Source organism: Leptotrichia sp. oral taxon 215 str. W9775, assembly GCF_000469505.1.
Classification (GTDB): Bacteria; Fusobacteriota; Fusobacteriia; order Fusobacteriales; family Leptotrichiaceae; genus Leptotrichia_A.
On sequence record NZ_KI272841.1, the window covers coordinates 125,389 to 146,929 of the forward strand.

The 21,541-nt window shown below is 30.3% G+C and carries 20 protein-coding genes; 18 read left to right on the forward strand and 2 right to left on the reverse strand.

All coding sequences use genetic code 11. The features are described 5' to 3' along the window. Window positions 1–29: 29 nt before the first annotated feature. From HMPREF1984_RS10920 to HMPREF1984_RS05180, 10 genes are all read left to right on the forward strand, one after another. Window positions 30–590, forward strand: coding sequence for a hypothetical protein (locus tag HMPREF1984_RS10920; RefSeq protein WP_021766856.1), 561 nt, complete (start codon window positions 30–32; stop codon window positions 588–590). Next, a complete protein-coding gene (locus HMPREF1984_RS05145; RefSeq protein WP_021766857.1) occupies window positions 587–1,435 on the forward strand; it encodes a hypothetical protein in 849 nt (282 codons plus the stop codon). Before HMPREF1984_RS10920 ends, HMPREF1984_RS05145 begins: the two co-directional genes overlap by 4 nt. Window positions 1,436–1,735: 300 nt before the next feature. Beyond that, a complete protein-coding gene (locus tag HMPREF1984_RS11515) occupies window positions 1,736–1,897 on the forward strand; it encodes a hypothetical protein (protein WP_021766858.1) in 162 nt (53 codons plus the stop codon). A gap of 132 nt (window positions 1,898–2,029) precedes the next feature. Beyond that, window positions 2,030–2,236 carry a hypothetical protein gene (locus tag HMPREF1984_RS05150; RefSeq protein ID WP_021766859.1) on the forward strand — a complete coding sequence of 69 codons (207 nt, stop codon included), beginning with the start codon at window positions 2,030–2,032 and terminating at the stop codon, window positions 2,234–2,236. A gap of 16 nt (window positions 2,237–2,252) precedes the next feature. After that, a complete protein-coding gene (locus HMPREF1984_RS05155) occupies window positions 2,253–2,786 on the forward strand; it encodes a hypothetical protein (protein ID WP_021766860.1) in 534 nt (177 codons plus the stop codon). 24 nt (window positions 2,787–2,810) lie between these two features. After that, on the forward strand, window positions 2,811–2,990 hold the full coding sequence (locus HMPREF1984_RS05160; protein ID WP_021766861.1) for a hypothetical protein: 180 nt from the start codon (window positions 2,811–2,813) through the stop codon (window positions 2,988–2,990). 137 nt (window positions 2,991–3,127) lie between these two features. Continuing rightward, window positions 3,128–6,211, forward strand: a complete 3,084-nt coding sequence (locus HMPREF1984_RS05165; protein ID WP_021766862.1) for a DEAD/DEAH box helicase family protein — start codon at window positions 3,128–3,130, stop codon at window positions 6,209–6,211. Window positions 6,212–6,222: 11 nt separating this feature from the next. After that, the gene (locus tag HMPREF1984_RS05170) at window positions 6,223–7,266 is read left to right on the forward strand and encodes a hypothetical protein (RefSeq protein ID WP_021766863.1); all 1,044 of its coding nucleotides are present in this window, start codon (window positions 6,223–6,225) and stop codon (window positions 7,264–7,266) included. A 54-nt stretch (window positions 7,267–7,320) separates the two neighbouring features. Further along, window positions 7,321–7,629: a DUF898 family protein gene (locus HMPREF1984_RS05175; protein WP_021766864.1), complete on the forward strand. Its 309-nt coding sequence runs from the start codon at window positions 7,321–7,323 to the stop codon at window positions 7,627–7,629. A 527-nt stretch (window positions 7,630–8,156) separates the two neighbouring features. Continuing rightward, window positions 8,157–8,909, forward strand: coding sequence for a queuosine precursor transporter (locus tag HMPREF1984_RS05180; protein ID WP_051314463.1), 753 nt, complete (start codon window positions 8,157–8,159; stop codon window positions 8,907–8,909). Between the two features lie 92 nt (window positions 8,910–9,001). On the opposite strand, the gene HMPREF1984_RS05185 is transcribed toward HMPREF1984_RS05180, so the two are convergent. Then, window positions 9,002–11,107: a glutamine synthetase III gene (locus HMPREF1984_RS05185; protein WP_021766866.1), complete on the reverse strand. Its 2,106-nt coding sequence runs from the start codon at window positions 11,105–11,107 to the stop codon at window positions 9,002–9,004. 234 nt (window positions 11,108–11,341) lie between these two features. Further along, window positions 11,342–12,592 carry a Glu/Leu/Phe/Val dehydrogenase gene (locus HMPREF1984_RS05190; protein WP_036099838.1) on the reverse strand — a complete coding sequence of 417 codons (1,251 nt, stop codon included), beginning with the start codon at window positions 12,590–12,592 and terminating at the stop codon, window positions 11,342–11,344. Between the two features lie 255 nt (window positions 12,593–12,847). Between HMPREF1984_RS05190 and HMPREF1984_RS05195 the strand changes: the two genes are divergently transcribed. From HMPREF1984_RS05195 to HMPREF1984_RS05230, 8 genes are all read left to right on the forward strand, one after another. Further along, entirely contained in the window at window positions 12,848–13,651 is an 804-nt protein-coding gene (locus HMPREF1984_RS05195; protein WP_021766868.1) for a toxin-antitoxin system YwqK family antitoxin, read from the forward strand. 61 nt (window positions 13,652–13,712) lie between these two features. Beyond that, a complete protein-coding gene (gene whiA / locus HMPREF1984_RS05200; protein WP_021766869.1) occupies window positions 13,713–14,621 on the forward strand; it encodes a DNA-binding protein WhiA in 909 nt (302 codons plus the stop codon). A 12-nt stretch (window positions 14,622–14,633) separates the two neighbouring features. Continuing rightward, window positions 14,634–15,590 carry a tetraacyldisaccharide 4'-kinase gene (gene lpxK / locus HMPREF1984_RS05205; RefSeq protein ID WP_036099882.1) on the forward strand — a complete coding sequence of 319 codons (957 nt, stop codon included), beginning with the start codon at window positions 14,634–14,636 and terminating at the stop codon, window positions 15,588–15,590. A gap of 58 nt (window positions 15,591–15,648) precedes the next feature. After that, complete coding sequence (locus HMPREF1984_RS05210; RefSeq protein WP_021766871.1) at window positions 15,649–16,458, forward strand: hypothetical protein; 810 nt, start codon at window positions 15,649–15,651, stop codon at window positions 16,456–16,458. A 20-nt stretch (window positions 16,459–16,478) separates the two neighbouring features. Further along, window positions 16,479–17,750: a serine--tRNA ligase gene (gene serS, locus HMPREF1984_RS05215; protein WP_021766872.1), complete on the forward strand. Its 1,272-nt coding sequence runs from the start codon at window positions 16,479–16,481 to the stop codon at window positions 17,748–17,750. A gap of 55 nt (window positions 17,751–17,805) precedes the next feature. After that, entirely contained in the window at window positions 17,806–18,540 is a 735-nt protein-coding gene (locus tag HMPREF1984_RS05220; protein WP_021766873.1) for a GH25 family lysozyme, read from the forward strand. A gap of 131 nt (window positions 18,541–18,671) precedes the next feature. Beyond that, window positions 18,672–19,658: a class II fructose-bisphosphate aldolase gene (locus HMPREF1984_RS05225; RefSeq protein WP_021766874.1), complete on the forward strand. Its 987-nt coding sequence runs from the start codon at window positions 18,672–18,674 to the stop codon at window positions 19,656–19,658. A 231-nt stretch (window positions 19,659–19,889) separates the two neighbouring features. After that, a complete protein-coding gene (locus HMPREF1984_RS05230; protein ID WP_036099842.1) occupies window positions 19,890–21,503 on the forward strand; it encodes a CTP synthase in 1,614 nt (537 codons plus the stop codon). Window positions 21,504–21,541: the final 38 nt, after the last annotated feature.

Sequence of the window (21,541 nt, forward strand, 5' to 3'; positions counted from 1 at the left end):
TACAAACAGCTATAAAGTAAGGAGAAATCATGATAAAACAAATGAATAATTTTATTTTATCATTTTTATCAATATCTTGGATGATATTGATATATATTTTAGATAATACAGATAAAGAAGAATTATTTTATGGATTAATTCTCAAATATAAGTATTTTTTTGAAATAGTTGTAATTATTTTTATTATTTTACAAATTTGTTTGACATATATTGAGATAAAAATTATACAATTAGAAAAATTTCAGATATATTCAAAAGATAAATTATACGATGTAAAAGAAATAGAAAATTTGGATGGAGAATTTTTATCGGTATATTTAGGTTATTTTTTTGTAGCATTAGGTTTAGGAAGTTTAAAAATAGCAATAACAGTCTTTACATTAATTCTTATTTTTGTTAGTTTGACAAGAGTACAGTATTATAACCCAGTATTATTATTCTTTAAATATCACTTTTACAATGTACGAACTGAAAGAGGAACAAAAATATTTTTAATTTCAAGAAAAGAAATAAGAACTAATGAACTGATAAATTTTGAAAGATTACGAAGAATAAATAATTTTGTATATTTTGACGAGGAGAAAAGATGATAAATATAATAGGAAAATTGAATAAAAAGATAGAACGCTCATTAGATTACAGAACTATATTAACAAAGGTAAATAAAGAGATATATAATATAGAATTAAAAGAAATAGAAAGTATTAAATACGATTCTAACACAATATTATCTGACAATGAATGGTTCTTTATAGAAGAATTTACAAAACAAAATTATTGCTTAGAAATTTTAAAAAATAATTTTTCTACCGCAGGATACAATGATTTAGAAAAAAATTGTATAAAAGAGTTACACTATATTTTGATTGAAAATGAAAAAAATAACTGTGTATATATTCAAAAAATAACAAAATCTACAATAATAAAACAAAAAATGATTTCACTAGAAAGTAAAAAATATAAATTATTAGAAAGTGAGCCTTTACTAGTATTTAAAGATTATCCTGATGCTATATTAGATATAAAAGAAAATAAATTTTATTTTAGGAATTTAAGTATTCTAACAAGTATATTTAACGGTATAGATGAATTATTTAGAGAAGCAACGGATGAAGAAATGAATATTTTTTTAAAAAATGATTTTATTAAATTAGATAATGAAAAATATACTAAAAATGATATAAAGTCAAGTAATAGAAAAAGAATTTTACTTGTAAATGGAATTTTAAATAATTTAACAGAAAAAAAGAAGAAAAAGTTATTAAATTATACTTCTAAATATTGTAAAAAGTTACCATATGATAATGGCAAATTTAAAATTTCTGATGAGCAACAATTAAAAGAATTGTTGTACGGACTTCAAGAAAGATATTACACAACAGAGATAGGAGGAGAAAAAAGAATTGCAAATTCAATTATTTCAATAGAAAATTAGATTTTATAAATTTGTCTTAGAATTATGAGGTATTTGGGATGAAAAGGACAATGACAATTAAATAAAAAGAGACATAAAAACATTATTAAAGAAAGGAAATTTAAAAATAATTATGTTGAATTAATTTAATGATTTCTATACTTTTTACAGGTGGTTTGGATTTTGTACATAAGTACTTTAAATAAAAAAGACAATTTTAAATTATTATAACAGATGTATATATTGTGTAATTTTTGTAAAGATAATGATTAACAAAATCAAAATTATAAAATATCTCTACAACTAAGGAAGGTGATTAGCATGACACAAAAAATGATTGATTCTAATAATGATAAAAATACAGGAAAAGAAGTAGAAGAATTATTTTATTCTGAAAGTAATATAAAATATTTGGAAAAAGTTATTGCAGATATTGAATCAGGAAAAGCAAAATTAGTGGAACATGATTTGATAGAAGAATAAAGAAAATCCTTTTATTGCTTTAATCTTCAGATTATATGTTAGAATTATATGTTAGAAATCTAATTGACACTCTAAAACAGATATGGTATCATAAAAATGAAAATAAAGTTAAAAAAGGGGAGAGTGGTAAAAATGTTTAGTAACAGAGTTGAAGCTGAAAAAATTTTTGAAAAAATGGATTTTGAAAATATAAAGGATTTTGATGATATTGGTTTCTATGTATTACCTAGAGAAACAGAGGGCTATTACGATATTCGTAAAGCTAACGAATATATTAAAAAAAATCATATTGAGAATGGTTTAACTGAAAAAGAATTGGAAATGTTTAAAGTGAAATAAAAATGGGTGGGCTAAATTGAGGTATAAAAAATTAATAGAAATAGATATAGATTTATTAACTCAGTGTCTGATTAGAACAAAAGATAATAAAATTGTAAAAACTGAAGTAAAAGAAATTAATACACAGCATTATAATTTCAAAGATTGGGAGTTTAATTGGATTGAGGAAAGTAAAAAAGGAAATAAAATTTTAGGATTATTTGCTGAAAGTGATAAAAGATTACAGGGAATTGTAGAATATTATGAAAATAAAGAAAGAAAATTATTAGAAGTTGTGTTAGTTGAAATTGCCCCATTTAATAATCGTCATAATCCTAAAAATTTTTTAAAAAGTAAAGAGTATTTAGGAGTCGGAGGGCATTTGTTTGCTGAAATAGCAAGAATAAGTTTCGAAAAAGGCTATGATGGCTATGCTTCATTTTTAGCGAAAACTAACTTAATAGAACATTATAAAAAAATATTGGGAGCAAAACAATTATCATATATTGAAATGTATATAGATGATGAAGCAGCTATGAAGTTAGTAAAGAAATATTATGGTAAAAATTAAAACAGATAAAAGGGAGTGGTAACCATGGCTACAGAAAGTATATTACTTGATGCTTTGAGAATTCCTGCAAGATATGCAGATGAAGTACTGGAAGCAATGGAGAGTAAAAAGAAAATTAAGAAACTCGATGTTGATTTTGAAATTGTGGATGACCCGGAAGAAATAAGAAAAATGTTTGGATATTCTTCAAAGGATGAAGAATAACAGAATTATTTCAGAAAATAACTTAAAAACAATGATACTAAGATTAGATAATTTTTAAAAATAATGATTTTAATAGTCTCTTTTATCAAAAAAGATAATGGAGGCTTTTTTATTACAGAACAAAAGGAGAAAATGAAATGTCAAATAAAATAATATTTCAGTTTGATGATAATTTGGAATATCAGAAAAAGGCAGTAAAGTCTGTCGTGGAACTCTTCAGAGGACTTCCAAAAGAGGTAGGAAGTATTTATGCTGAAAAATTAATAAAAACAAGAATTACAGAAAAAGATCCTGTGAGAAATATAGATATTGTAAAGGGAAACAAACTTCTTCAAAATCTGAAAAAAGTACAGCTGGGAAATGGGTTATTTACAGATGAGATTTCGTATAGAAATCATGAGAGGGATTTTACTATTGAAATGGAAACAGGAACAGGAAAAACTTACGTATATTTACGTACAATACTGGAACTCTATAAAGAATACGGTTTCAAGAAATTTATGATAGTAGTTCCTTCCATAGCAATCCGTAAAGGAGTGGAAAAATCTATAAAACAGCTGACAGAACATTTTAAAAGACTGTACAATGTTGATTTGTCAAAATACAGTTTTATTTATGACAGTAATAATCTGGGAAAAATGAGCAGTAATTTTGTAGAAAGTAATGATTTAAGCATATGTGTTCTGAATATTCAGGCATTTAACAAGGATACAGCAAAAATACGTAAGGATGACGAATATGGTAGAGTTTTATGGAATGACATAAAATTTATAAGACCTATTGTACTGATTGATGAACCGCAGAAAATAGAAGGTACAGCAAAGAAAAAATCACAATCATTAAAAGCAATAGATGAACTGGAGCCATTATTTACATTGCGTTACTCAGCAACACATAAAAATCTTTACAATCAGGTGTATAAGCTGGATTCCTATGAAGCATACAAAAAAGATCTGGTAAAAAAAATACAGGTAAAAACTATAAATGGAGTGATTTCTAAAGATTATCCATATATCAGATATACTCATTTTACAAAGGATTTGAAGGCAAGGATTGAAATATTTTCTCAGATACAGGGAGAAAGCATCAGGTTTAAAAGTTTTGATGTGGAAAATGGAGTTTCACTGTATGAACTATCAGGTGGATTACCGCAGTATAAGGATATGTTTATTGCGGAACAGCCAAATAAAGCAAATCCATTAAAAGTTTCTTCCACTAATGAAGATATTGAGCTGGAACTGGGAGAAAGTAATAAAAAGCTTGAAAACAAGGAAATTATTCGCATTCAGATAAGATTAGCAATAAAAAATCATTTTGAAAAGCAGTTTGAAATTTTAGATGAAGGAAGAAAAATAAAAGGACTGACATTATTTTTCATAGATGAAGTTAAAAAAGTGCGTGACAATGATGCAGTGGACAGAAGAGGGGAATATCTGAAAATATTTGATGAAGAATACGGGATGGCTATAAAAAAATACAGGGAAAAAATTGAGAAATATAAAAATTATTTTCCAAATTATGAAAATGTAAATTTAGTAAGGGAAGGTTATTTTGCACTGGATAAAAAGAAAAATGAAGTTGAAGTAGATGACTGGAATTCTGATAAAGGTGAAAGTGCAGTAAAGGCAAAATCACAGGAAGAGATAGACAGAGGAATAGAGCTTATTCTGGAAAAAAAGGATGAGCTGATTTCATTTAATGAACCTCTTGCCTTTATTTTTTCACATTCCGCCCTCAGGGAAGGATGGGATAATCCAAATGTATTTACATTGTGTACATTGAAAAATGGAAGTAGCGATATAGCCAAAAAGCAGGAAATAGGTAGAGGACTTAGACTTCCTGTAGATGTGACAGGAAACAGATGTCTAGACAGAAATGTGAATGAACTTACTGTAATTGCAAATGACAGTTATGAAAATTTTTCAAGAATGTTACAGGAAGATTTCAATAGGAATCTAAATATAAATGAAGTTACATCAGACATTATTTTACTTACACTTGAGAAATCAGGGATTCCTAAATCAAAGGTTACTTCTGAACTGGCAGATAATTTAAAGCAGGAACTGGTAAATAATAAGATAATGGATAATAATAATATTCTTTTAAAAGATACTGAAAAAATAGCAGAAGCCATTAAGGAAATTAAATTTTCAGACGAAATATTGGAAGAACATTCTTCACAAATTATGGAAAATTTTGTAAAATATATGGTAGAAAAGGGGACAAAACGTATAGAAATAACAAATGGAGATAATGAGCCGATTATTAATAAACAGAGAAGTTTTATTTCTGAAAAGGAATTTAAAGATATTTTTGAAGAATTAGGAAAAAATCTCAGTAAAAAAGCCATCTATAAATGTAAAATTGATAGTGATAAGTATATTTTAAGCAGTATAGATAAAATAAATAAACATATCAGTGATTTTGATTTAAAGAAAATAGTTGAGCTGACAGACTCTAAAGGAGAGTATGACAATACCGGAAAGTTTAAGCTTGAAAAAATGATAAATGAAGATGTTGAATTGTCTGATATTGTTACTGAAAAGAAAAATGATTTTGAAATAGCTAATTACATTATGTATCATACAATGTTACCGAGATTGGCAATACTTAAGATAATAAAAGGACTTGAAGAAAAAAATAGAAATGCCTTAAATATTCAGGATGTGCTGGAGGATGTTACTGAAATACTGCTGGAAGAATTAAAGAATATGAAAGCTGAGAGAGTTTTTGAATATGAAGTGATAGATGGATACGAAACAGAAAGAGAAAAGATATTTGAAGTGGATAAAATAAATGAAGAAGATCTGAATAATAAGAGAAGACTGTTTAAAGCTAAAAAAGACAGTACCAGCTTAAATGAATATTATAAGCTTGACAGTGATGGAGAAAAAGAATTTGCAGAAAAGCTTGAAAACAATGACAATGTGTTATTATTTACAAAGCTGAAAAAAGGTGGTTTTGTAATAGATACGCCTTATGGAAATTATTCACCTGACTGGGCTGTTGTCTATAGAAATTCTTTAGAAAATGAAAAAAATAATGTAGGAATTTATTTTATAGTTGAAACAAAGGTAGGCAAGGAAGAAAAGGACTTATCAGATGTTGAGAAAAGAAAAATAAAATGTGGTAAACTACACTTTGAAGCTGTTTCTAAAAATATAGGATTTGACTGGGTAAACAGTTATGATGATTTTAAAAGAAAATTTAAAGTAAAATAAGGAGTCCCAACATGAAATGGAGAAATGAAGAATTAAGTAATAACGGAAAAATCAGATTGGTCTTTATTTCAGTATCTGTAGTTATATTTATAGTCTTTTTTGTATTTGTATCGGTAATTTATCTTACTCCTATATATGAAAAATATAAAATTGAAAAAGCAATGAAAGAGAAAATTTTAGTAGAAAAAAAAAGAGATGAAAGGATTAAAGAGCAAGTAAAGGATTTAGATGAAAAGTTCAAAAATTTAAAAGTAATAGTAGAAAAAAATGATAATCCTGAAAATCCTGTTGAAATCAGGGCGGAAAAATATTATATTATAAATTCAAAAAAATTTACATTTGCTACAAATGTAATATACTCAGATAAATTTATCTACCTTAAAGCTTATGAAATGGTAAAATACAAAATTTCCAAAAATGAATGGCTATACTTTTTTAGGGGATTTGAAATAAGAAGTAAAAATGGGCTTTACTCAACAAAAAATTATGATCGTTATGGAATACATCTTATTAATGGTAGACTTTTCAGTAATCATTCCAGTCACTATAACGATGTTATGGTTTGTAATGAAAAAACCTTTGAATATAAAGAATACAGGAATTTTATAACAACTGATTATACAGATTTAGCATCTTCAAAAGAAATGACTTTAGAAGAAATTAAAGCTGCAGAAAAAATAATGGAAAACCTTCAAAAAAGTGAAGCGAATACTTATGACAGTTTGAGATCACAAATGAAAAAAGAGGAAGAAAAGAAAAAGGAAAGCGGCAAAAAAGATGATCCGGATGCATCAAATATTTATTATTATCAAAAAAATAATTATAGGGCTGTTTTTTCAAAAGAAGAACTGGAAAAATTAGGGGAAATCAAGGAATACGAATACAGGATAAGAAATTCAGGAAATAGTTATGGAAACTCCTATTCAAATGGGAAATCAGAATCCTACAGTAAAGAAGAATATGATGAAATGCTGAGAAATGAAGGTGAAATAACAGATGACTGGGAATGGGAGTCTGGAGAAGATAACGGAGAAATAAGTAAATGGGAAGAGTAGTTTTATAAATTTATTTTTTATGACATAATTAAAAAAAAATTATAAGGAGGAAGTATGGAAGAAAAAAGTTATTTTGATGGAGGTCTGCTTAGTTACATAGGTTGGATTATTTTAGGCTCTTTTATAACAACATGTACTGTTGGAATTTGTTTTCCTTGGGCTATATGCATGATTTATGGATGGAAAATAAATCATACAGTTATAGAAGGAAAAAGATTAAAATTTAATGGTACAGCTATGGGATTATTTGGAAACTGGATAAAATGGTTGTTACTGATAATAGTAACATTAGGAATTTATTCGTTCTGGGTACATATTAAATTGGAACAGTGGAAAGTGAAGAACACTACTTTTTTAAATTAAATTTATAAAAAACAGTAAAATTTAAAGGTGTTTTTTGAAAAAATTATAAATAAATTAAAAAAACTATTGACAAATTGAGAAGTAAATACTATAATATTCTTATATCAAAAGCCTTATTCGTTTAAGGATGGGATGTTTCGAGGAGATAAAAGAGCCTTATTCGTTTAAGGACTACAGTAAGCATATCAAAAGATATGCTTAATTTTTTGAGGGGGATAAAATGGTTATTTGTGAAATTTTAGGTGTTTATTTAGTGGATTTTAAAAGTAATGAAGGTGGGGAAATATCTGGAAAACAGAAAATTCTGACATAAATAATAAAAAAACATTGCAATTTTTTTTAAATAATTGTAAAATATAACACAGTAAATACAATTGAAAATAATAAAAGTTAGAAATAACAGGATGTTTGGGAGAATCCATCCATAAAAAAAACCTTTAATAAGATAACAGATTTACAAATGTATCGTTGTCAAAAAGGGGATGATACATTTTTTTTGTGAAAAATAAAATAAAATGGAGGAGAAGATGTTAGAATTTTTTAAGAATTTTCAATTTGGAACAAATGAAATGCTCTGGCTGGCGTATATGTTATTCAATTATACTGCAGTTTTATTTGCTTACAAATATTGGGGTAAAGTAGGATTACTTATATTTGTTCCTCTGTCAGTAGTACTGGCAAATATACAGGTATTAAAAATGATGAACTTATTTGGAGTTGAAACAACAATGGGAAATATAGCTTTTGGAGGAGTATTTCTTGTTTCGGATATTTTATCTGAAGTCGAAGGGAAAAAATATGCAAGAAAGCTAGTTACAATTGGATTTATTACAATGGTATTTACTACGATAGTTATGAACTGGGCATTAGCAATAAAGCCTGCATCTATTGATCAGTTTCAGGAACATTTGAAACCTATTTTTGGACTTGCTTTAAATGAACTGTCTGTTATAAGAGTAACAGCGGCAAGTATGACAGCATTTATAATATCGCAGCTATTTGATGTATGGGCCTATCAGGTTATAAGAAAATGGCGTCCAAGCTACAAGGATATCTGGATTAGAAACAATCTGAGTACAGTAGTTGGACAGATAATTGATAACTCCCTGTTTACAGTTCTTGCATTTGCAGGAGTATATAAAATCAGTGAATTATTTGTAATCGCCTTTTCAACATACTTCCTGGAATTATTTATTTCAGTAATGGATACGCCTTTTGTGTATATAGCGGCATTATGGAAAAAACAAGGTAAAGTAAGAGAACTGGAAGATCATATATAGAAATGGAATTTATAAAAAGTTTATCTTGAAAAAGTAAAAAGCACTAACTTTCCCATTTGGGCAGTCAGTGCTTTTTGTATTCATATTAAGTCTTATAGTTTAAACAGTAAATCAGTATAAGTAGGCAATGTCCAGATTTCATTGTCAACTATCTTTTCAAGATTATCACAAGGAACTCTTAAATTTTCAAGTCCTTCAACTAAAAATTCCTTAGCCATGTCTGTCTGCTTTTCAAGATTTTCCTCTTTTTTAACTTCTGCAATTCTTGCTTCAAGAAGCTTTGTTTCTTTACGTATATTGGAAATATCTGTCAGCACGCTTTTTAAAAGTTCTTTTTGTTCTTCTGTACCTTCAGGATAGAATTTTTCAACTTTTTCAATATTTTCAGCCAGAAGGTTTGCGTATTTCAGACCAAAAGGAAGTATATATTTATTAGCCATGTCAATTAGCGTTCTGGCTTCGATGCATAAATGTGTAATGTATCTTTCAGCATAGGCATTATATCTTGATGCAGACTCCTGTATTGTAAGCATTCCAGTTTCTTCAGTAACTTTAAGGATCTCCGGATCAAGATATTTTCTTAATGCAGTATTTGCAGATATTTCATTTGTAAGCCCTCTTCTTTTAGCTTCTTCCTGCCATTCTTCGCTGTATCCGTTACCATTGAAGATAATTCTTCCATGTTTTTTGTATGCATCTGTTATAATTTCTACAATAGTTTTATCTAAATTTTTCTTGTCACTTTTTTCCAGTTTGTCGGCATATTCACTTAAAACCTTTCCTACAATTGCGTTTATTGCAGTTGCAGTTGTGGAAGGAGTAGAGCTTGATCCAGGCATTCTGAATTCAAATTTATTTCCTGTAAAGGCAAACGGAGATGTTCTGTTTCTGTCTCCGGCATCAATTCTTAATGAAGGAATAACGTCCACATCAAGATCAAGTTTGGAACTTGCAGCTACAGGAAGATTTTTACCTAATGCAATATTTTCAAGAATTGTTGTCAGTTCATCACCTAAAAAGATTGAAATAATTGCAGGCGGAGCTTCGTGTCCTCCAAGACGGTGATCATTTGTTGCAGTTGCGGTTGTAGCTCTCAGCAAAGGATAATATCTGTCTATAGCTTCAATTACAGCTGATACAAACAGAAGGAATCTCTTATTTGTCTGTGGATCTTTCCCAGGACTGAAAAGGTTTCTTCCGTCATCAGTACTAAGTGACCAGTTATTATGTTTTCCTGAACCGTTTACACCTTCAAAAGGTTTTTCATGAAGCAGTGCAACCATGTTATGTCTAAGTGCTGTTTTTTCAATAGTTTCCATTATAATCTGGTTCTGATCTGAAGCTAGATTGGCTACTGAAAATAGTGGAGCTATTTCAAACTGGTTAGGAGCTACTTCATTATGTCTTGTTTTGGCAGGTACTCCCAACTTCCAAAGTTCCACATCGACATCACTCATAAAGTTTATTACTTTTTCCTTTATTTTTCCGTAATAGTGGTCGCTTAATTCCTGTCCCTTAGGAGCAGGTGCACCAAATAAAGTTCTTCCTGTCAGCAGAAGATCTTCCCTTTCTTCAAATAAATCCTTGTTTACAAGGAAATATTCCTGTTCCACTCCCAAAGTATTGAATACGTGGTGTGATTCGTTATTTCCTAGAGCCCTTAAAACTCTTAATGACTGTTTTCCTACATATTTCATTGTTCTAAGCAGTGGAACCTTTTTATCCAAGGCTTCACCTGTAAATGAAACAAAGGCTGTAGGTATATATAATGTAACTCCATTTTTATTTTCTCTTATGAATGGATATGAACTTGTATCCCAGACTGTGTATCCCCTTGCCTCAAAAGTGCTTCTCAAACCACCGTTTGGAAAAGAGGAGGCATCAGATTCCCCTTTTATAAGGCTGCTTCCTGAAAACTTATAAATAATTTCCTTATCCCCAGTAGGTTCCAGAAATGAATCGTGCTTTTCTGCAGTCAAGTCATTTAGAGGTTGAAACCAGTGACAATAATGCGTTGCCCCTCTTTTTGTCGCCCAGTCCTTCATTGCATTTGCAATAACTTCAGCAGATTCCTTCGATAATTCAGTTAATCCAAGCTGGGAAAGTCTGAATTCTTCGAATACTGATTTTGGAACTCTCTTTTTTAAGTTACTTTCGGTAAAAACATTTTCACCGAATACTTTCATAATATTTTCCATTTTTTAAGCTCCTCATTTCTTTAAATTTATTTTTATATAATATATTAAAGTCTTCAATATGTCAATATTATTTTAAAGAAAACCTTATCCTGTGAACTATATATGACATAGAAATATTGAAAATAGTAGAAATAAAATTAAAAAATATAGGATATATTTCTAAACTTTAATAAAATTTTATTGAGTCATCGAGTATATATCCTATATCTGTTATATCAGAGTATTTTTACTTAATTAATACCATCCTCTTAGTTTCATTGCATGGGCAATTTTCTTAATACTTGTCATATAAGAAGCTGTTCTTACATCAACATTATATTCTTTTGCCAGATTCCAGATGTCATTAAATGAATTTTTCAGTACATTTGTTTCTTTTTCCTGAACTTCTTCAAAGCTCCAGTAGTATCCTTGAAGATTCTGTACCCATTCAAAGTATGAAACTACAACTCCACCTGCATTTGCAAGTATATCAGGAATAATAGTTACACCTTTCTTATTTAAAATTTCATCAGCTTCAGGCGTAGTAGGTCCGTTTGCACCTTCAACTATTACTTTAGCCTTAATTCTGTTTGCATTTTCAGAAGTAATCTGATTTTCAAGTGCACAAGGAGCTAAAACATCAACTTCCAGTTCAAGAAGTTCCTGGTTAGTTATTTTCTTACCGTATACACCGTCAGCAATGGCACCGTTAGATCCAACTTCCTTGATTATTTTTTCCATATCCAGTCCATTTTCATTGTATACTGCAGTATCAACATTTGAAATTGCTACAACTTTTGCCCCTGCCTTATGAGCGTAGTAAGCAGTATAGTAACCAACATTTCCAAATCCCTGCACAGCATAAGTTGCCCCTTTTATATCCTGTCCAAGTTTTTCAAGAGCAAGTTTTGCTGCAAGATTTACCCCATATCCTGTAGCTTCAGTTCTTGCAAGTGATCCTCCAAATCCAAGAGGTTTTCCTGTAAATGTACCAGGAGCTGATTTTTTAACTACACCTTCGTAAGCATCTACCATCCATGACATTATTTGTCCGTTAGTGTTTACATCCGGAGCAGGTATATCAATTTTTTCACCAATTAATGGAGCAATAGCTTCTGCATAAGCTCTGGAAATTCTTTCAAGTTCAGCAGCTGAATAGTCTTTAGGATCCAAGGTAATTCCCCCTTTACCTCCACCATAAGGTATTCCCGCAACAGAACATTTGAAAGTCATCCATGTAGACAATGCTTTAACTTCATCTCTTGTTACACCTGGATGGAATCTTATTCCTCCTTTAAAAGGTCCTACTGCATTGTTATGCTGAGAACGGTAACCGGTAAATGTTTTAACAGTACCGTCATCCATTTTAACCGGGAATGAAACTTCCAGCACCCTCATAGGATTTTTTAAAATTTCATATACAGCCGGGTCTGCATTTAATTTATCACACGCTGCTTTTACCTGCTTTTGAGCAATCTCAAAAGGATTCAGTGTTTCTTTAGACATAATATTTCTCCTCTCTAAATTTTCAATTTTTTTCTCAGTCTGACTGAGAACTTCCCACACATATTTTATACACCAATTTATTATTAAAAATCAACATTTTTTTTAAAAGTATAGAAAGAAAATAAGTTTGAATATATATTGTTAATGTTTGACTTGCAAGAGATAAATGTAACAAATAAATAAATTCTCGGTTTAAAAAAGCAAAAAAATTTGCTATAATATAAAAGATAAATTATAGACATAAGGAGAAGAATAATGAAAAGGATAAAGAATTTATTAGTAACGTTGATGTTTTTTTTATCACTTGCAGTATACGGTAAAAATATTAATGCAGGAAATTACAGAATAAATGACGGGAAAATAGAATTACTTAATTATGATAGAGGGTTAAGTGACAGCGTAAATGTAAAGAGGGAAAATGGAGCTGAAGTGATTACAGGCTCGGAAGATTTAAGAATAACTGACGGAGGCGGAAGAATACTTGTAACTAAAGTAAGCAAAGGCCTTATAGACGGTAAATATGAAGAATATTATGCAAATGGAAATACATTCATGTCAGGAAGATATGAAGATGGTAAAAAAGAAGGGGAATGGAAAACTTATACTGAAGAAGGGTATCTATGGAAAAAACATACATATAAAAATGGTCAGTTAAATGGTAAATTTGTAAATTACTATACAAAAACCGGAGTGGAAGAAACAGTTGGAAATTACGCAAATGGCAGAAAATCAGGAAACTGGAACAGCTACTACTCTTCAGGAAGAAAAAAACTGTCAGGTAACTATTCAGACGGATATAGACAGGGAACATTTACTGAATGGTATGAAAATGGTCAGAAAAAATCAGTTATAAACTATAGCTATGACATAGTTGACGGGAAAATGACAGTATATTATGATACTGGGGCTGTTTTTTACGAAGGAAACATGAATGATAAAGATGGAAGTGTAAAGGGATACGACCAGAATGGAACTTTAAGATTTGAAGGAAAACTGGAAAAAGGGAAAAAAGTAGGAAACTGGAAATATTATGATGAAATGGGAAATTTAATAAGATAAAGTCAGGTAATTGATGGAAGTTTGTTTTAGCTAACTGGAATTTTCTAGAAAGGAGGCAAAAATGTCCTATTCGGTAGACTTGAAAAGGGAAATTTTCGGGAAATCAGTTACAGACAGGGAGGAGATTCTTGCCGAACTTTTTGGAATTTTTATTGCCAGGGATGTAATAACTGAACAGGGAATACACTTCAGTACAGAAAACATATCACTGGCAAAAAGAGTTTATTCGGGACTGAAATCTGTGACAGAACTTGATATTCAGCTGAAATATGTGATGAGTAAAAGGCTTGGTGTACATAAGGTTTATGAAATACATCTCATGGCAACAGAAGAAAAGGAATATAGGGAGCTTATAAAAAAACTGTTTTCATATAAGAGTTTTTTCACAGAAAAAACGGAAAAGGAGCTCGCTGGAATAATAAGAGGTTTTTTTCTCTGCTGTGGATATGTAAAATCACCTGAAAAAGGTTATGCATTGGATTTCTTTATAGACACCGAAGATGCGGCAACATATCTTTATTACCTTTTTAAGAATATGGGAAAGAGAGTCTTCCAGACTGAGAAAAAGAATAAAAGTCTTGTGTATCTTAGAAATTCTGAGGATATACTGGATATTATATTTTTAATCGGTGGATTAACTTCCTTTTTCGAATTTGAAGAAGTAACTATAAATAAGGAAATAAGAAATAAAATTAATAGAAATATGAACTGGGAAATTGCAAATGAGACAAAGAAACTCTCTGCTGCAGAAAAACAGATTAGAATAATAAATAAAATAGATGAAGAAATTGGACTGGAAGAACTGTCGGATGTATTAAGGGAAACCGCAGTTAGTCGTCTTGAAAATGAAGAAATGTCGTTGCAGGAACTTGCAGATTTAATGTCAATTTCAAAATCGGGAATAAAAAATAGATTCAGGAGACTTGAAGAAATCTATAAAAATTTAACTGAAAACAGAGGTGAGAATTAGATGCAGATATTGTTGAAAATACTATCACTTATTTATGGCTCGGTAATTTTTATACGAAATAAGCTGTATGACCTGAATATATTAAAATCAAAAAAAGCTGAAGGTGTGGAAGTAATCTGCATAGGAAACGTTGTCGCAGGTGGTACAGGGAAAACTCCTGCTGTTCAGTATTTTGTAAAAAAATATTTGAATGAAGGTAAAAAGGTAGGGATTTTGAGTAGAGGATATAAGGGTAAAAGAAAAGAGGATTTGCTGTTAGTGAGAAATGATAAGGAAATACTGGCAACCTCTGCCGAGTCTGGAGATGAAGCATATCTTCATGCCCTGAATCTTAAAGTACCTGTTGCAGTGTCAAAGGACAGATACAAGGGAGCAGTATATTTGCGTGATATCTGTAAAGTTGATATTATAATTATGGATGACGGATTTCAGCATAGAAAACTGAAAAAGGACAGGAATATTATACTTATAGATGCAACAAATCCTTTTGGTGGAAATGATTATCTTCCAAAGGGGAGATTGCGGGAATCACTTGAATCCTTAAAAAGGGCAGATGAACTTATAATAACTAAAAGCAATTATATAAATAATGAATCACTTGAAAAAATAAAACAGAAATTATTAAAATATGGAAAAAAAATATCTGTTGCAACTTTTTCTGAAGAAAATTTTTACAATATGAATGGGGAAGAAAAGGAGCTTAGTATAGTAAAAGATAAAAAAATACTCATTTTTTCCTCAATTGCAAATCCTAAAATATTTTATGAAACTGTAAAAAGGCTGGAACCTTCTGAGATAGAAGAAATTAAATTTGAAGATCATCATCTCTATAAACCGGAAGAAATAAACAATATTTCAGAAAAGGGAAAAGATTACGATTATATTGTAACTACAGAAAAAGATATAGTAAAAATTAATGAAAAGATAGATAAGCTTCTTGTTTTAAAAATGGGATTCAAAATAGTGTAATTAATATTTTAAACAATAAATAGAATATTTAAAAAATAGAAAAGGAGGCATCATTTATTTGGAAGAGGGAATAAAAAATAAAATAGAAACAATGGAAATATTTAAAGAAACAGCTGATTTTTTTCAATTTATTTTAAAATATAAAAACTGTTTTTCGAAAAAGAAATACTTTACAGTTGATAAAAATTTTAAAATAATAAGAAAAGAGCCTTCTTTTATATTGGAACTGGCAAATATTTATTATAGCGGAACTGAAAATAAGGACGAAGAAATTGAAAAGATTTTAGAAGAGGAATTTTCAGAAACTTATAAGGAAAAAGAAAAACGTATAGACAGAATGTCGAAAATAGAATTTTCAAAATTAAAGGACAGTTACAGAAGAGCTTTAATTAATGCAAGTGCAGAACATTCGGTAAAACTTGGAAATGAGCTTATGTACAGGGATAAAAAAGTATTTTTGGAAATAATGTATAATTTTGCTCTTGTGTCGTGTGACTGTAATAAACTTATAAAAACTTATTTTGCTGAAAAAATGCTTAATGAAACTGATAAAAATGAAGAAGGAAGTTTTTCAGCAAACAGAATATTTAGGGATGAAATCATAAAAAATATAATTAATTATTTTATCAAATCAGACAGGGAATTTTTAGATTATGAAAATGAATCGGATATGAAATATTTTATGGAAAACAAGGCTGATTTGCTTTATAAAAAAATATATACTGAAAAATATGATGAAATCGTAAAAAAATATGATATAAAAAATGTCAGAAAAATAAATTTTGAAATTAATGAAGAGAAAGAATATGCAGAGCTGTCAGAAAGTAAGAAAAAACTTTATGATTATTTTACAAAAACAACTAAATAGAAAAGGAAAAGGAGAACATTATGCTTGAAACAAGATATATAAGAGAAAATACCGATAAGGTAAGGGAATATTTGAAAAATAGAAAGAGTGACTTTAATCTGGATGCTTTTTTAAAGCTGGATGAAGATAGAAGGGAAGTTCTTCAGGAAGTGGAAATGCTGAAGAAGGAAAGAAATGAATCAAGTTCACTTATAGGAAAATATAAAAAAGAAGGAAAAGATGCAACAGAATTACTGGAAAAAATGCAGGGTGTAAGTGCTAAAATAAAGGAACTGGATCAGAAACTTGCAGAAATTGATGAGAAACAGCTTGCATTAGCTTACACTATACCTAACAGACTTCATGAAAGCACTCCAATAGGGGAAGATGAGGATGACAACGTTGAAGTGAGAAAATGGGGAGAACCTACAAAATTTGATTTTGTTCCTAAACCTCATGATGAACTTGGAACAGCTCTTGGTATTCTTGATTTTGAAAGAGGTTCAAAATTAAGCGGATCAAGATTTACAGTATATAAGAAAGCAGGAGCAAGACTTGAAAGAGCTCTTATTAACTTTATGCTGGATACACACACATCAGAACATGGATATGAAGAAATAATGACACCTCAGCTTGCCAAGAGGGAAATAATGATGGGAACAGGGCAGTTACCTAAATTTGCTGATGATATGTATAAAATAGAAGGAGAAGACCTGTTCTTAATACCGACTGCAGAAGTAACACTTACAAACCTTCATAATGGAGAAATTCTGGATGAAGAAGAAATTCCTAGATATTACTGTGGATTTACTGCATGTTTCAGACAGGAAGCAGGTTCAGGAGGAAGAGACCTTAAAGGACTTGTAAGACAGCATCAGTTCAACAAAGTAGAAATGGTGAAAATTGCTCATCCGGATAATTCTTACGAAGAACTTGAAAAAATGGTAAATAATGCCGAAGCAATATTACAGAAATTAAAACTTCCTTACAGGGTAATTTCACTTTGCAGCGGAGATATAGGATTCAGTGCGGCAAAAACATACGATCTTGAAGTATGGGTTCCTAGTCAGAATAAATACAGGGAAATTTCTTCTTGTTCAAATACTGAGGATTTCCAGGCAAGACGTGCAATGATAAAATACAGAGTAAAAGAAACTGGAAAAAGTAGATTTGTGCATACGTTAAATGGTTCTGGACTGGCAGTAGGAAGAACTTTACTTGCTATAATGGAAAATTATCAGCAGGAAGACGGAAGTATAAAAGTACCTGACGTACTAGTACCTTATATGGGTGGAATGACAGTTATAAAATAAAAAAATTTACGAACCAAAAGAAACATAAAATCCTTAATTTTGAAGAGGAGTTAGGATGAAGAAATTTTTAAAAATTTTAGTTTTTCTTATAATTCTCGGAGCTGCAGTAGTTTATCTTGAACGTTCAGGATATGTATATCACAATGATATTATTGCCAAGGTATTGCATTATAATGTTGAAGGGCTGGATGTTTCACATCATCAGATAAGAATAAACTGGAAAAGGGTAGACAGAAAGTATAAATTTATTATTATGAAGGCTACCGAAGGAAAAGATTTCCTTGACAGTGATTTTCTTTATAACTGGAATAATGCAAGATTGAATGGATTTACAGTAGGAGCCTATCATTTTTTTTCAATGTTAAGCAGTGGAGAGGCACAGGCAGATTACTATATAAGCATGGTACCTGATTCAGATAAGGTTCTTCCGCCGGTAATCGATCTGGAAATACCTACTAAGTATCCAAAAAATGTGGTTATAAAAGAATTGAAGGATATGATAGAAAAATTGGAAAGACATTATAAAAAAAGAGTCATAATATATGTAACCTATCACACATATAATGCCTATATAAAGGGAGAATTTCCGGATAATAGGCTGTGGATAAGAGACATAAAATATATTCCTAAACTTGCTGAAGATGACAGATGGATTATATGGCAAGTTTCAAACAGAGGAAGAGTGACAGGAATTCCAGGGTTCACTGATAAAAATGTTTTGAGAAGTGGCACAGTTGAAGAACTTATTGAAAATAGCAGAATAAAGATTGAAATGCAGGAAAAAAATTAGGGAAATAAAAATCTTATAATGTTTTAAACAAAAAAATTAAATAATATTGCAATTTTGAGTAAAATTTGCTAATATGTATTAAGGAAATGAAATAGTTTAGCAAAATTTATTATTAATATTAGGAGGCTAAAATGAAATATCATTTTAAAGATTTAGGATTAAGCAACACAAAAGAAATGTTTGCAAAAGCGAACAAGGAAGGATACTCAGTACCGGCTTTTAACTTTAACAACATGGAACAATTACAGGCTATTATAGAAGCATGTGTTGAAATGGGGTCGCCGGTAATACTTCAAGTATCTACAGGGGCAAGAGATTACATTGGAAAAGAAATGTTACCTTGGTTAGCTAAAGCTGCAACTGCATATGTTGAAGCTTCAGGATCAGATATACCGGTAGCGTTACACTTAGATCATGGTCCAAACTTTGCAACAGCTAAAGATTGCATAGAATATGGATTCTCTTCAGTAATGTATGATGGATCTCACCATCCATATGATGAAAACGTTGCAGAAGCAAAAGAAGTTGCAGAATTTGCACACCAGCACGACGTAACAGTTGAAGCTGAATTAGGAGTTTTAGCTGGAATCGAAGATGACGTTGTAGCAGCTGAACACGTTTACACTCAACCTGATGAAGTTGAAGATTTCGTATCTAAAACAGGAGTAGATTCATTAGCAATTGCTATAGGAACTTCTCACGGAGCACATAAATTTAAACCAGGAGACGATCCTAAATTAAGATTGGATATTCTTGCTGAAATTGAAAAAAGAATACCTGGATTCCCTATAGTATTACACGGATCTTCAGGAGTACCTCAACAATTCGTAAAAATGATAACTCAATATGGTGGACAAATTGCAGATGCAATCGGTATACCTGATGAAGAATTAAGAAAAGCTTCTAAATCAGCAGTTGCTAAAATAAACGTTGATACTGACGGAAGATTAGCTTTCACAGCTGGAATAAGAGAAGTATTTGCAAATAAACCAGGAGAATTCGATCCTAGAAAATATTTAGGGCCTGCAAAAAATTACATGAAAAACTACTACAAGGAAAAAATTCAAAATGTATTTGGATCTGAAGGTGCTTACAAAAAAGGTGCTGAAAGAAAATAATCGATTTGATGATTGACCTTTAAAATAAAAATTAAGTTCTAAGTCGGTTGTTATGACCGACTTAGAATGATGAATAACTAAAGTAAATTGTTACATGACAGATGAAAATTTTTTTTTTCATCTTTTTTATTTAAAATGATATCATAGCAGTAAAATCCTTATATTAAAAGATATACAGATAAAAAGCAGTTCGTGATAAATAATAAATTTAAAATATATTCAGGAGGAAAAATGAGAACGAAAATTGACGGGACAAAATATATTTTTGTCACAGGAGGTGTAGTTTCTTCGTTAGGAAAAGGAATAGTGGCATCTTCATTAGGAAGACTTTTAAAAGAAAGAGGATACAAGGTAACTATACAGAAATTTGATCCATACATAAATGTCGATCCTGGAACAATGAGCCCTTACCAGCATGGAGAAGTATTTGTAACTGAAGATGGTGCTGAAACAGATTTGGATTTAGGCCATTATGAAAGATTTATAAATGAAGATCTTACTAGATATAATAACCTTACTACTGGAAAAATTATGTCAAAAATAATTTCTAAAGAAAGAAAAGGTGAATTTTTAGGTGGAACAGTTCAGACTGTACCTCACGTAACAGATGAAATTAAGTATAATATTATGAAAGCTGCGGAAGAAAGCCAGTCTGACATAGTTATCACAGAAATAGGAGGAACAATAGGGGATATAGAAAGCGATCCTTTTATAGAAGCAATAAGACAGCTTAAAAGGGAAGTAGGAAGAGAAAATATAGCCTATATTCACGTAACTTTATTACCTTATCTGAAAGCTGCAGGAGAATTAAAGACAAAACCTACACAGCACAGTGTTAAAATGCTTCAGGGACTTGGAATTTCTCCAGATGTGATTATAGTAAGAAGTGAGCATCCTGTAGATCAGAATATTAAAAAGAAAATATCGATATTCTGTGATATAGATGAAGAAGCTGTAATAGAATCCCTTGATGCAGAAACTCTGTATGAAATACCTTTAACAATGGAAAGACTTGGACTTGCAGATGTAATTTGTAAACATTTTAAAATAGAAAATAAAAAACCTGCTCTTATTGAATGGAATAAAATGGTGGAAAAATTTAAACACCCTAAAAAGCTTATAAAAGTAGCAGTAGTAGGAAAATATGTAGAATTGAAGGACGCTTATATAAGTATAACAGAATCAATTGAACATGCCGGATTTAATCTTGATACAAAGGTTGAAATTGATTATCTGAAGGCTGGAGAATTTGAAATAGAAAAACTTGCAAATTATGATGGAATACTTGTTCCAGGTGGATTTGGAGACAGAGGAATAGAAGGGAAAATAGATGCAATAGAGTTTGCAAGAAAAAATAAAATCCCATTCTTTGGAATATGTCTTGGAATGCAGATGGCATGTGTAGAATTTGCAAGAAACGTCCTTGGATATGAAGGGGCAACTTCAACTGAATTTGATAGCGATACAAAATATCCAATAATCAGTCTTATGGAGGAACAGGAAGGGCTTGAATATTTAGGTGGAACAATGAGACTTGGATCTTATCCATGTATTTTAAAAGATGACAGCCATGCGGCAAGAGTTTATGGTAAAACATCTATAAATGAAAGACATAGACATAGATACGAGTTTAACAATAAATATAAGGAAGAATTTGAAAAAGCCGGAATGGATATAGTGGGACTTTCGCCTGATGGAAATTATGTGGAAGTTGTTGAAATAAAAGATCATCCTTATTTCATAGCTTGTCAATATCACCCTGAATTTAAAAGTAGACCAATAAAACCGCATCCATTATTTACAGGATGGGTAAAAGCGGCATTGAAAAAAAGAAAAGAGAAATAGAAGTTAAATTGTAAACAATAAGTATAAAAAAACTGTCC

What these genes read in the sequence shown, in the direction of transcription:
- HMPREF1984_RS10920 (WP_021766856.1), top strand. Translation starts at nt 30, where the DNA reads ATGATAAAACAAATGAATAATTTTATTTTATCATTTTTATCAATATCT.
- HMPREF1984_RS05145 (WP_021766857.1), top strand. Translation starts at nt 587, where the DNA reads ATGATAAATATAATAGGAAAATTGAATAAAAAGATAGAACGCTCATTA.
- HMPREF1984_RS11515 (WP_021766858.1), top strand. Translation starts at nt 1,736, where the DNA reads ATGACACAAAAAATGATTGATTCTAATAATGATAAAAATACAGGAAAA.
- HMPREF1984_RS05150 (WP_021766859.1), top strand. Translation starts at nt 2,030, where the DNA reads ATGTTTAGTAACAGAGTTGAAGCTGAAAAAATTTTTGAAAAAATGGAT.
- HMPREF1984_RS05160 (WP_021766861.1), top strand. Translation starts at nt 2,811, where the DNA reads ATGGCTACAGAAAGTATATTACTTGATGCTTTGAGAATTCCTGCAAGA.
- HMPREF1984_RS05165 (WP_021766862.1), top strand. Translation starts at nt 3,128, where the DNA reads ATGTCAAATAAAATAATATTTCAGTTTGATGATAATTTGGAATATCAG.
- HMPREF1984_RS05170 (WP_021766863.1), top strand. Translation starts at nt 6,223, where the DNA reads ATGAAATGGAGAAATGAAGAATTAAGTAATAACGGAAAAATCAGATTG.
- HMPREF1984_RS05175 (WP_021766864.1), top strand. Translation starts at nt 7,321, where the DNA reads ATGGAAGAAAAAAGTTATTTTGATGGAGGTCTGCTTAGTTACATAGGT.
- HMPREF1984_RS05180 (WP_051314463.1), top strand. Translation starts at nt 8,157, where the DNA reads ATGTTAGAATTTTTTAAGAATTTTCAATTTGGAACAAATGAAATGCTC.
- HMPREF1984_RS05185 (WP_021766866.1), bottom strand. Translation starts at nt 11,107, where the DNA reads ATGGAAAATATTATGAAAGTATTCGGTGAAAATGTTTTTACCGAAAGT.
- HMPREF1984_RS05190 (WP_036099838.1), bottom strand. Translation starts at nt 12,592, where the DNA reads ATGTCTAAAGAAACACTGAATCCTTTTGAGATTGCTCAAAAGCAGGTA.
- HMPREF1984_RS05195 (WP_021766868.1), top strand. Translation starts at nt 12,848, where the DNA reads ATGAAAAGGATAAAGAATTTATTAGTAACGTTGATGTTTTTTTTATCA.
- whiA (WP_021766869.1), top strand. Translation starts at nt 13,713, where the DNA reads ATGTCCTATTCGGTAGACTTGAAAAGGGAAATTTTCGGGAAATCAGTT.
- serS (WP_021766872.1), top strand. Translation starts at nt 16,479, where the DNA reads ATGCTTGAAACAAGATATATAAGAGAAAATACCGATAAGGTAAGGGAA.
- HMPREF1984_RS05220 (WP_021766873.1), top strand. Translation starts at nt 17,806, where the DNA reads ATGAAGAAATTTTTAAAAATTTTAGTTTTTCTTATAATTCTCGGAGCT.
- HMPREF1984_RS05225 (WP_021766874.1), top strand. Translation starts at nt 18,672, where the DNA reads ATGAAATATCATTTTAAAGATTTAGGATTAAGCAACACAAAAGAAATG.
- HMPREF1984_RS05230 (WP_036099842.1), top strand. Translation starts at nt 19,890, where the DNA reads ATGAGAACGAAAATTGACGGGACAAAATATATTTTTGTCACAGGAGGT.